The sequence below is a fragment of the Erwinia piriflorinigrans CFBP 5888 genome, from assembly GCF_001050515.1.
Lineage (GTDB): Bacteria > Pseudomonadota > Gammaproteobacteria > Enterobacterales > Enterobacteriaceae > Erwinia > Erwinia piriflorinigrans.
Genome location: NZ_CAHS01000015.1, coordinates 125,858 through 138,026, shown reverse-complemented (window position 1 = coordinate 138,026; position 12,169 = coordinate 125,858). Strand labels below are relative to the sequence as shown.

Here is a 12,169-nt window from a genome sequence, read left to right as displayed (position 1 = left end):
TTATTGAGCGGCGACCCGTCTTATACCTTCATGCTGCCGACCATCTCTTCCGGCCGCACCCAGGCATCAAACTGTTCTTCCGTCAGGTAGCCCAGCTTCAAGGCGGCTCCCTTCAATGTTAGCCCTTCTTTATGAGCCTTTTTCGCAATTTCCGCCGCCTTGTCGTAGCCGATATGCGTATTCAGCGCGGTGACCAGCATCAGCGACTCATTGAGCAGTTGTGAAATGCGGTCACGGACAGGTTCAATGCCCAGCGCACAGTGGTGATTGAAACTGTCCATGCCGTCAGCCAGCATACGAACGGATTGCAGGAAATTGTGAATAATCATCGGCCGATACACGTTCAATTCAAAGTTACCCGACGCGCCCCCCATATTCACCGCCACATCATTGCCCATCACCTGGCAACATAGCATCGTCAGCGCTTCACACTGGGTTGGATTAACCTTACCCGGCATGATGGAACTGCCTGGCTCATTTTCCGGGATAGCGAGTTCGCCAATGCCGCAGCGTGGGCCAGAGGAAAGCCAGCGCACATCATTGGCGATTTTCATTAGCGAAGCCGCCAGCCCCTTCAGCGCACCGTGCGCATGTACCAGCGCATCACAGGTCGCCAGCGCTTCAAATTTATTAGGTGCAGTGACAAACGGCAGCCCGGTCAGGGAGGCCAGCTCGCTGGCAACACGCACCGCATATTCTGGATGGGTATTCAGCCCGGTGCCTACCGCCGTTCCCCCCAAAGCCAGCTCTGCCAGATGGGGAATGCTGTGCTCAATATGGTTCAGATTATGACCTAGCATCGCCACCCAGCCTGATATCTCCTGACCAAGCGTCAAGGGCGTGGCATCCTGCAAATGTGTACGCCCTATTTTGACGATATCTTTGAAAGATTCAGCCTTTTCATGCAGCGTTTTCCGCAGCACCTGCAATTCGGGGATAAGATGCTCACGTAGCGCCGCCACCGCCGCTACGTGCATCGCGGTGGGAAAAACGTCGTTAGAGCTTTGGCTTTTATTCACATCATCATTAGGATGCACCAGTCGTGACATCCCGCGTTCGCCGCCGAGGATCTCACTGGCACGGTTGGCCAGCACTTCGTTCATATTCATATTGGTTTGCGTGCCGGAACCGGTCTGCCAGATCGCCAGCGGAAACTCGCCTTGATGTTTGTTGGTCAACACTTCGTCAGCGGCCTGAACAATCGCCACGGCTCGCTCGGCAGGCAACAGTCCGAGGTCACAATTAACCCTGGCGGCGGCACGCTTAGTCTGCGCCAGCGCGTATACCAGCTCGACCGGCATTTTTTCCGAGGAGATGCGGAAGTGTTCCAGCGAGCGCTGTGTCTGCGCGCCCCAGAGTTTATCGGCGGGTACCTCAATCGGTCCCATTGAGTCTTTTTCAACGCGATGCGCGGCCATTCCCCTCTCCTGTTATATAAACTGATGATTAAATGAGATTTTTAAGCACTTCACGGTCAGATGTGCGGCGATAGTCTGACATAGACTTGTTCAAGATTATGCGACTCATTCGCGTTTCTTGCACCTTCATTGTCCTGTAACTACACAATGACGTCAGCGCAGAGCGTCAAAACCGCCGCTAAATCGGTTATTTTCATGGGCAGCCCGCATCAGTTGAGATGATTTCTTTACTAAGGTTTATAAGGATTTGGCGAATTGCGCTGACGACAGCAGGCAGAATTGCTAATATCAGTAAAATACTAACCAATACGCCGCGCAGGCGTTTTCGTCGTCAGAAGATTGCCTGCTGAATGAATCAAATAAAACGGCGTTCGTGAACTGAAATAAGGACGACAATACAGATGAATAAAACAAAGATTGCCGTGGGGGTGATTGTCGCTCTTGGCGTAGTCTGGACTGCTGGAGCCTGGTTTACCGGTAAACAGCTGGAAAAGAAGATGGATCAGATGGTGCAGCAGGCCAATGAGCAAATTCAGGAACTCTACCCAGAGAGCCGTCTCAAGGTTAGCTACCAGGATTTCCAGCGCGGCGTATTCAGCAGCACTACACGATTTATCTTACAAAGTAGCTCTCAAACTGAAGATAATTCCGTGCTGAAGCCGGGTCAGACGGTGGAATTCAAAGAAACCATCGATCATGGCCCATTCCCGCTTGCCCAGCTGAAAAAATTCAACCTGATCCCCGGCATGGCTTCGGTTCACACCGAGCTGCTCAACACCGACGCGGTGAAAAAGCTGTTTGAAATCACCAAAGGCAAGTCGATTGTGCAGGGTGAAACCCGAATCGGCTATGGCGGAAGCACGCATTCCGATATCCACCTGCTGCCAACCGACTACAGTAACGCGCAGAGCGGGGAACGTTTCGCGTTTGATGGCGGTTTGCTGAAAATATCCGCCGACGATAAAGGCGACAAAGTCACCATCAGTGGTGACGTTGGTAACCTGCAGCTGACCGGAAAAAATCAGCTGGATGCCGCAGTAACGGTTAACCTTAGCGGCCTGCGTCTGGATGCTAATTCTCACCTCAGCCCCGAAGGGATGCGTATCGGCGATCAGACCATTGAATTGCAAAAACTGGTTGCTTCAGTGGACGGCAAAGAGGCACTGATTGCCGAAGGCCTGAACGGTAAATCGAGCTTTGATTCAAAAGAAAACCGCGTCAGTGGGCAGATTGATTACACCCTCGACGGTGTGAAAATAGAAGGTCAGAATTTCGGACAGGGCAAACTGTCAATGAAGCTGGCGGACTTCGACGGCAAAGCGATGAAGGCGTTTTCTGAAAATTATAACCGCCAGTTGCAGGCACTGAGTGCGGATAGCGCACTGCAAGCCAATCCTGAGCTGTATCAGCAGCGCGCTGGCGAAATCCTTACCGCCAATCTCCCCCTGCTGTTGAAAGGCGATCCTTCTATCACTATTGCGCCACTGAGCTGGAAAAATGAGAAGGGCGAAAGCAGTTTCACCCTGTCGGCCCAGTTCAAAGATCCGGCTAACGCCCCTAAAACGGCTCAAACGCCGACGCAGCAGCTTGATAACGTGCTGAAATCGCTGGACACCAAACTGACCATCTCAATGGATATGGCTACGGATACCATGACTCACGTGGCGCTGGCTGAAGGTTATTCGAAGGAAGAAGCCGCTAAGCTGGCCGAGCAGCAGATTAAAGGTCTGGCTGCTATGGGTCAGATGTTTAAGATAACCACCCAGCAGGACAACAATATTGTGACCAGCCTGCAATATGGCGCCGGTCAGGTGACGATGAACGGCGAAAAAATGCCGCTCGATCAGTTCCTGATGCGTTATATGCTGGGCACCGCCGTCCCGGGCACTTCAGAGTAATTTCCTTTCAGAGCGCCACCAGGCGCTCTTTTTTTAGCATGGCAGACTGATATTTCAGCAACCGACGAGCCCTTTGCGCAATTCGCTGGCGCTGTTGCGCAAACTGTTTTTATAATGCGTCGCACTTTGAATGATAAACACAGAGAGTGCCGAAATGATCGATTCTCAGCTTCCCCTTACCGATATTCATCGCCATCTTGACGGCAATATTCGCGCGCAAACCATTCTTGACCTGGGTCGTGAGTTCAACCTCACCCTGCCTGCCACTACGCTTGCTACCCTGCGGCCGCATGTGCAGGTGATCGACGCTGAACCCGATCTGGTCAGTTTCCTCAACAAGCTGGACTGGGGGGTAAAAGTGCTGGGATCTCTGGATGCCTGCCGCCGCGTGGCGTTGGAGAATGTCGAAGATGCTGCACGAGCCGGGATCCACTATGCCGAACTGCGTTTCTCGCCGGGCTACATGGCAATGACGCACGGTTTGCCGGTAGCGGGCGTGGTTGAAGCGGTGATCGATGGCATCAAGTCCGGCTGTGCTGTACACAATATTGACGTACGGTTGATTGGCATTATGAGCCGCACCTTTGGTGAAGAGGCCTGCCTGCAAGAGCTGAACGGGCTGCTTGCTCATCGTGATGGCATTACCGCACTTGATCTCGCTGGCGATGAACTGGGCTACCCCGGCCAGCGCTTCCTGAACCACTTTAACCGCGCGCGAGATGCCGGCCTGCGGATTACCGTGCATGCCGGTGAAGCGGCAGGCCCGGAAAGTATCTGGCAGGCGATCCGCGAACTGGGTGCCGAGCGCATCGGCCACGGGGTAAAAGCGGTGGAAGATCCGGCGCTGATGGATTTCCTGGCACAGGAAGGGATTGGCATAGAGTCCTGCCTGACGTCGAACATTCAGACCAGTACCGTCGCTACACTGGCGCGGCATCCGCTGAAAACTTTCCTCGATCACGGCATTCTGGCAACGATCAATACTGACGACCCGGCGGTACAGGGTATTGAAATCGATCACGAATATCGTGTGGCGGCCCCGGCTGCCGGCCTCAGCGTGCAACAGATGCGCGTGGCACAGGAGAATGGTCTTAACATTGCTTTCCTGAGCGAGGAAGAAAAAAACGCCGTTCGCGCCCGCGTGGCGGCATAATATCCCCTGCGCGCGTCTGTTGTCGACGCGCGCAGCAGCCAGTGCGAATAGGTCTATCTCGAGGGTTATTTCAGCGAAACGGTCTGACGCTTCTCGGCTGACTGCAACCCCAGCTCGATAATCTCCATGACCTGAATCGCCTCCGCCACTTTCACCGGGTTTTCACCCACGCCGTTGACCGCGTCACGAATGCCTGCGTAATAGGCCGGATAATTGCCCGGAACGGTCAGCAGCCTCTCTTCAACCTGCTCTTCCCCCTTCAACAGCGTCAGAGTGCCGTCGCGCATATCGTAACCCCACTCTTCAAGGGGAGGTCGTGCTCCTGTTCTCAGGTTCTCCTCCTGGGGATCGAGACCATATTTAACAAAGCTGCCGTGAGTACCGTGCACCTGATAACGCGCTGAATCGGCAGCCACCAGCATGCTGCCGTGCAGGATCACGCGGCGCTGCGGGTAGATTAGCGTGGCATGGAAGTAATCGGTCGTCACCGCCCCAGGACGCAGGTTGGCAATGTCAAGGTGGACAGCCACCGGTGAACCAAACAGTTGCAGGGCCTGGTCGATCAGATGTGGGCCAAGGTCGAACCAGATGCCGCTGCCTGCCCCTTTCTGCTCACGCCAGCGCTGGCGGACTTCTGGGCGGAAGCGGACAAAGTTCGACTCAAAATAGCGAACTTCACCCAGTGAACCTTCCTTCAGCAGGGTTTTCAAGGTCAGAAAATCACTGTCCCAACGCCGGTTATGGAATACGGATAACAGCAGCCCTTTGGCATTCGCCAGCGCCTCCAACTCGTGTGCCTGCGACAGGGTGACGGTGAAAGGCTTGTCCACGACCACATGTTTACCTGCGTTCAGGGCGGCTTTCGCCAACGGGAAGTGGGTATCATTAGGCGTCGGGATGACGACCAGTTGCAGTGACGGATCGTCAAACAGCTGCTGCGGGTCGGATACCACCTGCACCGATGGATATTCGGCATGGACTTTGCCCGAATCACTACTGGAAATGGCGGCCAACTCCATGCCGGACGTCCCGGCGATCAGCGGCGCGTGGAAGGTTTTACTGGCGAAGCCGAAGCCCACCAGGCCAACACGGATCTTGTCACTCATTTTTGTCCCTCACGTAGTTATCCGTTGATTTAAAACCATCAACCACAACAGGACAAGGCGGATTTGGCTGAAAACCTATCCGTTAGCACGGTCGGCTAAGTGCCAGCTTGCACCGTTTGTATCCGACGCAGCCAGACTGCGGCGGCGGAAATCACTGGGGCTGACACCCGCCCGTTTACGAAACACGCGGGAGAAATAGAGTTGGTCATCATAGCCGACTTCCCTACCCACACTGGCAATCGGCTGCATGGTGTTTTGCAGCAGCAGCCTGGCACGGATCACGCGCTGATCTTCGCGCCATCGCATTAGATTGACGCCCATCTGCTCGCGAAAAAGGTGTGCCAGCCGCGAAGGAGACAGACAGACATGCCTCGCGACTTCCTCTATTTTTACCTCTGCCGCCAGATGCTGCATAACGTACTGACAGGCCTCTACCACCCGCGCGTCGCGTACCTGCTGATGGCTGCGCGGATCTTCCTGAATGGCGCGTAGCAGCAGGCGTTCCAGCAGGTTCATCGCCAGCTCTTCGGCATAACGCCGCCCCGCATTATGCGTCTCTTCAATGCTGGCAAACAGGCGCTCAAATTCGTCGCACAGCCCGTTCGACAGACGCAGACGGCCAATCCCCTCAATCTGCTCCTGCCACGTCAGCCAGTCACTCCAGTAGGCACGAGGACGAAAATAGATCCAGCGGTGGTGCCAGCAGTCGCTGTCCGCCGAGCGGCCATAATAGTGCGGGGTTTTCGGCTGAAACAGCAGCAGGTCGCCGGGTTCGCAGTCAAACGCATTCTCCCTCTGTTCCACGCGCCCACGTCCTTTGATGGTCAGATTAAGAATAAAACCCTGCATGCCCTGTGGCCTGTCGATAAAGAAATCGAGCGGGCCTGCCGCATCGATCGGCGTCAACCCCGCCACCAGCCAGGCGCTGAACAAATAGCCCGGTAACAGCGGATTAGATTGCGCCACCGGCGCCAGACGATGATACATACCGCCTCCTGTCAGACTGCTTTTGCTTTCTGTTTATAGCGGTCGAAAATGACCGCAGCTAACAATATCAGCCCTCGCACCACGTACTGTGAGAAAGGCGAGATATTAAGGAGATTCATCGCATTCTCAACCGTACCGAGGATCAGCACTCCGGCTACCACGTAGGAAATTTTTCCGATACCGCCCTTCAGCGATACGCCGCCCAATACGCAGGCGGAGATGACAATCAGCTCGTAGCCGAGGGATGTCATCGGCTGACCGCTGGTCATGCGCGAAGCGAGGATGATGCCCGCCGCCGCCGATACCAGACCGGACAGGATAAAGATAATGATGCGCGTGCGCACTACCGGCACGCCGGCCAGACGCGCCGCCTCTTCATTTCCACCAATCGCCAGCGTATTACGGCCGAAAGTGGTTTTATTCAGCAGGAAAGCAAATACCAGCAGGGTAATAAGTGTCAGCCATACCGGGGCCGGGATGCCAAGCCAGCTGGCATAGCCGAGTGCAAAAAAACGTTCATCTTCGATACCCACCGCCTTACCGTCGGAGAAGATATAAGCCAGTCCACGCACAATCTGCATGGTGGCCAAGGTGGTAATCAGCGCATTGATCTTCAGCCTGGCAATCACAAATCCGTTGATAAACCCGCAGGCCACGCCAAGCAGCAGTCCTGCCGTCACGCCAAACCACAGGCTCTCAGTCAGATTGATCACCACCGCACAGACAACTCCGGCGCAGGCAATTACCGAGGCGACTGACAGGTCAAAATCACCGGAAGCGAGACAGAACAGCATGCCACAGGCCACCATGCCGGACATTGACATCGCCAGGCCGAGGCCTTTCATATTGATCAGGGAACCAAAGTTAGGAATAAACAGGATACAGGCGATAAACAGGACGGCAAACACCACCAGCATGCCGAAATTTTCCCAGATGCGAGCGGGGCTAAAAGGTGACACCGTAACGGGTGTTGCAGATGATGTGTCAGACATGATTTTCTCCTGTCGTTTCAGGCCAGCCGGGTGACGGACTGGGCAGATTTAGGCATCGCCAGACTCAGGGTCAGGGCTTCCGTTGCGTCGTTATGGTCAAGCTCTCCGGCTATCTCCCCTTCACGCATCACCAGAATACGATCTGCCAGCCCCAGCACCTCCGGCAAATCGCTGGAAGCAAACAGCACGGCAATCCCCTGCTGCGCCAGGGCATAAATCAGCTGGTAGATTTCATTTTTCGCCCCAACGTCAATGCCGCGCGTCGGTTCATCCAGCAGCAGCACCTTCATCTCCTCCGACAACCAGCGGCCAAGTATCGCCTTCTGCTGATTGCCACCGGACAGATTCACCATCAGCTGGTTGGCTGACGGCGTTTTGATATTCAATGAGCGAATATGCGCCTCGGCGTTTTTCGTTTCCCAACCCCGGTCGATCAGACAGCCCGCCTTCAGGTGATGACGCCTGGCGCTGATGTTGATATTGTCGCGCACCGAGTGCACCGCAATAATGCCGTCAGCCTTACGATCCTCCGGGCAGAGCATGATCCCGGCACGAATCGCATCGCCCGGCGCTTTGAGGCTGAGCCTTTTACCATCAAGACACAGCTCGCCGCCGCCGAGGCGCGTAGCCGCGAATATACCCTTCAGCAGTTCGCTGCGCCCTGCGCCCACCAGGCCGAACAGACCAACAATCTCCCCGGCGCGGACGCTAAGCGATATCGGGCTGCGCACCCCTTGCGCCTGCACGTTATTCAGCTCCAGACGCACTTCGCCCTGCTGGCGCGGATGGTAGCCATAAATATCGCCGATTTTACGCCCCACCATCGCCGCTACCAGTTGCTCCTGGCTGGTACTCGCCACATCGCTGAAAGTACGCACAAAGCGCCCGTCTTTAAATACGGTAATCGCATCACTCAACGCAAAGATCTCCTCCATACGGTGCGAAACGTACAGCACCACCTTACCGTCGGCACGCAGCTGACGGATAACGCGGAACAGCCGATCGATTTCCCGTGCCGACAGCGAACTGGTCGGCTCATCAAAGGCGATGATGCGGGCATTACGCGCCAACGCCTTCGCGATCTCCACCATTTGCCACTGACCCAGTGAGAGATATTTCAGTGGCAAATCAGGATCGATATCCATACCGAGAGTTTTCAACAGTCGTGCCGCTTCTGACCTGAGCCTGCCACGTTTAACCAGCCCGCTGCGCTGCGGTAGCTGGCCGAGGAAAATATTCTCCGCCACCGACATTTCTGGCACCAGGTGCAGCTCCTGATAGATAATCGCCACCCCGGCGTTGAGCGCATCGGTGGTCTGCATAAATTTTACCGGCTGACCCTCAAGGCGGATCTCACCCGCGCCCGGCTGATAGCTACCGCTAAGGATTTTTAACAGTGTCGATTTGCCCGCGCCGTTTTCCCCCATCAGGGCGTGGACTTCCCCGGCGTGGCACTCAAAGCTGATATCCTGTAATGCTCTGACGCCGGGAAAGCTTTTACCGATGCCGTGAAAGCGCAGCAAGGCGGCTTGCGTAGTCATAGTTCCCCCCAGTAAAGTTGTTGGCTGAGTGCGTGCAGGTTACATCAGCCCTTTTTTCGCCAGCTCGGTTTTGAAGTTATCTCTGGTTATCAGCACCACGTCGGTCACTTCAGTAAATCCTGCCGGTTCAATGCCATTTACCACCCAGTCATGCAGCATTTTGATACTGCGATAGCCGTGCACATCCGGGCTTGGCAGCAGTGACCCGTAGAATCCGGTCGCCTGACTTTTCGATAGTTCGCTGACGGCATCCACCCCGTTAATGCCGATACCAATCACGTCTGCGGCTTTAAACCCTTGCCCTTCGCTGGCGCGCACGCCGCCCAGCACGGTGTTATCATTCATGCCGACGATCAGCCAGTGTTTCACTTCGGGATGTTGCACCAGCAACGAGTTACCGGCATCGAATGCGCCGGGAATATCGTTAGATTTGGTCGGTACCTGGTAGATCTGTTTTTCCGGGAAGCCGGCAGCTTTTAGCGCCGCCACGGACCCGCCGGTGCGACGACGTGCGGTATCCAGCTCGTTGGCGGTGATCGCCATCACCGCCGTCTCATTCAGGTTCCAGCCGCGTTTTTGCATCTGCTGATACAACTCGTTGCCCTGACGTTCGCCAATTTTGGTCGCTGCCATCATAACCAGCGGCACGCTATCCATCGGCTTGCCTTTTGCCGTAACAAACCGATCGTCGACGGCGATAACCTTCAGGTCATAGCTGCGCGCTTTTGCCACGATCGCCGCGCCGAGTTTCGGGTCAGGGGTACAGATGACAAAACCTTTGGCACCGCTGGCCGCCAGACTGTCGATGGCGTTGAGGGTTTTCTCCCCATCCGGCACGGCGATTTTTATCACTTCAAAATTCAGATCCTTGCCCGCCTTGTCGGCAAATTTCCATTCGGTCTGAAACCACGGTTCTTCCGGCTGCTTGACCAGAAAACCGAGCTTGATCGTTTCCGCCATAGCGAATTGTGACATAACGGCAGCGAGGCCAATCGCAGCCAGTGATTGAGTCAGTTTGTGCATGATGCTCTCCGCATAAATGCCCATATCAGGCGGTTTGTGTAACCGATAACAAAATAACGAAAGTAAAAATAAACGCTTTTTAACAAGTCATTACCTGAACACTGGCAACCTGACAGTGGCGGTATCCACCTAGTTCTACCCGCAAGCAGGCAAAAATAGGTAGAGCGTTATCACACGCTGAGATTACAGCTGATTTATCCATAAATTCAGTCAATTTAACCTTAATGCAACATTTGAACATCATCACATAAGTGCCGCGAACAGCAGGAAAATACATATTTATAGCCCGGCCAGGCTAACCGTTATTTTCCCGACTTCCCAGGATAGAAGTCACTGTTACGGCAAGCGGGAGGATCACTATGCATAAGGGTGCCATTACCCTCGGACTGGATTTCGGCAGCGACTCCGTGCGGGCGCTGGCGGTGGAGTGCGCGACCGGGCGCGAACTGTTTAAGCAGGTCGTGGCGTATCCGCGCTGGCAGGCAGGGCGCTACTGCCTTGCCGCACACAATCAGTTTCGCCACCATCCCCAAGATTATATGGATGCAATGGAGCAGGCAGTGCGTGACGTTGTCACCAAAATGTCACCGCAACAGCGGCGTGATGTGGTGGGGATTGGCGTGGATTCGACCGGTTCCACCCCTGCTCCCATCGATCGCCAAGGCCGGGTTCTGGCCCTGCGCCCAGAGTTCACCGACAACCCCAATGCAATGTTTGTGCTGTGGAAAGACCATACTGCGATTGAGGAGGCCGAAGCGATCACCCGACTCTGTCACAGCGGTGAGTTTCAGGACTATTCACGCTTTATCGGCGGCGTATATTCCTCGGAGTGGTTCTGGGCCAAAATTCTGCATATCAGCCGCGTTGACGCCGCCGTACGTGACGCGGCGGTCTCCTGGGTCGAGTTATGTGACTGGGTGCCGGCATTATTAAGCGGCACGACCGCACCTGAGGCTCTGAAACGTGGTCGCTGTGCCGCCGGACACAAGTCGCTCTGGCACCCTTTGTGGCAGGGCCTGCCGGAAGCACGCTTCCTCAATGCCCTCGATCCCCTGCTGACGTGCAATCTTGATAACCCGCTTTTCAACGAGACCTGGACCGCCGATCGCCCGGTGGGCCGGCTTAGTCGCCAATGGGCCGCCCGCTTCGGTTTGTCGGAGGATGTGGTTATCTCCGGCGGCGCGTTCGACTGCCATATGGGCGCGGTCGGGGCGGGTGCGCGGCCCTATACGCTGGTGAAGGTGATCGGCACGTCGACCTGCGACATTATGATTGCCGATACGCAACGGGTGGCTGACCGGGCAATTAACGGCATTTGTGGACAGGTAGACGGCAGCGTCGTGCCGGGAATGATTGGGCTGGAAGCTGGGCAATCGGCTTTTGGCGATATGTACGCGTGGTTCAGCCGACTGTTGAGCTGGCCGCTGGTACAGGCTGCACGGCAGCAGCCCGCGTTGCGCCAGCAGTTTGAACACGTTCGTAAGACGCTGCTGGAAGATCTGACCGCCGCCTGGGCTGCCGACCCGCAGCTCGATCATCTGCCGGTGGTGCTTGACTGGTTTAACGGCCGCCGCACCCCTTTTGCTAACCAGCGGCTGAAAGGCGTGATCGCCGATCTGAATCTCGGCACGGATGCCCCGGCGCTGTTCGGCGGCTTTATTGCCGCCACCGCCTTTGGCGCACGCACCATTATGGAGTGCTTCGAGCAGCAGGATCTCCCGGTGCAGCAGATCCTGGCACTTGGCGGCATCGCGCGTAAATCGCCGGCCATTATGCAGGTGTGCTGCGATGTGATGAATCGCCCACTCAATATTGTCGCTTCCGATGAGTGCTGCGCGCTGGGTGCGGCGATTTTTGCCGCCGTAGCCGCCGGAGTTTATCCGGGCATCCCCGAAGCGCAGACGCGCATGGCCAGTCCACTGGCGCAAACCCTGCAACCCGATCCGGAACGCGTTCTTCGTTTCCAGCCGCTTTATCAACGTTACCTTGACTGGTGCGACATGGCCGAACCGCTATTTGCACCCGCCCCACTATCCGTCAGTAAGGAATGA

Annotated in this window: 9 protein-coding genes; 3 read left to right on the top strand and 6 right to left on the bottom strand. The window is 55.7% G+C overall.

From position 1 onward, the window contains the following. Positions 1-20: 20 nt before the first annotated feature. Positions 21-1,418, bottom strand: a complete 1,398-nt coding sequence (gene fumC, locus EPIR_RS08915) for a class II fumarate hydratase (protein ID WP_023655029.1) — start codon at positions 1,416-1,418, stop codon at positions 21-23. A gap of 401 nt (positions 1,419-1,819) precedes the next feature. Between fumC and EPIR_RS08910 the strand changes: the two genes are divergently transcribed. Both EPIR_RS08910 and add read left to right on the top strand, forming a co-directional pair. Then, positions 1,820-3,316 carry a YdgA family protein gene (locus tag EPIR_RS08910; protein ID WP_023655028.1) on the top strand — a complete coding sequence of 499 codons (1,497 nt, stop codon included), beginning with the start codon at positions 1,820-1,822 and terminating at the stop codon, positions 3,314-3,316. Positions 3,317-3,470: 154 nt separating this feature from the next. After that, complete coding sequence (add, locus tag EPIR_RS08905) at positions 3,471-4,469, top strand: adenosine deaminase (RefSeq protein ID WP_048697238.1); 999 nt, start codon at positions 3,471-3,473, stop codon at positions 4,467-4,469. 65 nt (positions 4,470-4,534) lie between these two features. On the opposite strand, the gene EPIR_RS08900 is transcribed toward add, so the two are convergent. The 5 genes from EPIR_RS08900 to EPIR_RS08880 form a co-directional block, all read right to left on the bottom strand. Next, a complete protein-coding gene (locus tag EPIR_RS08900) occupies positions 4,535-5,575 on the bottom strand; it encodes an oxidoreductase (protein ID WP_023655026.1) in 1,041 nt (346 codons plus the stop codon). Between the two features lie 75 nt (positions 5,576-5,650). After that, complete coding sequence (gene araC, locus EPIR_RS08895; RefSeq protein WP_023655025.1) at positions 5,651-6,562, bottom strand: arabinose operon transcriptional regulator AraC; 912 nt, start codon at positions 6,560-6,562, stop codon at positions 5,651-5,653. An 11-nt stretch (positions 6,563-6,573) separates the two neighbouring features. Beyond that, the gene (gene araH / locus EPIR_RS08890) at positions 6,574-7,554 is read right to left on the bottom strand and encodes an L-arabinose ABC transporter permease AraH (protein ID WP_023655024.1); all 981 of its coding nucleotides are present in this window, start codon (positions 7,552-7,554) and stop codon (positions 6,574-6,576) included. A gap of 17 nt (positions 7,555-7,571) precedes the next feature. After that, complete coding sequence (araG, locus tag EPIR_RS08885; protein WP_023655023.1) at positions 7,572-9,095, bottom strand: L-arabinose ABC transporter ATP-binding protein AraG; 1,524 nt, start codon at positions 9,093-9,095, stop codon at positions 7,572-7,574. A gap of 39 nt (positions 9,096-9,134) precedes the next feature. Beyond that, on the bottom strand, positions 9,135-10,118 hold the full coding sequence (locus EPIR_RS08880; RefSeq protein WP_023655022.1) for an arabinose ABC transporter substrate-binding protein: 984 nt from the start codon (positions 10,116-10,118) through the stop codon (positions 9,135-9,137). A 359-nt stretch (positions 10,119-10,477) separates the two neighbouring features. On the opposite strand from EPIR_RS08880, the gene EPIR_RS08875 reads away from it, so the two are divergent. Further along, positions 10,478-12,169, top strand: a complete 1,692-nt coding sequence (locus tag EPIR_RS08875) for a ribulokinase (RefSeq protein WP_023655021.1) — start codon at positions 10,478-10,480, stop codon at positions 12,167-12,169.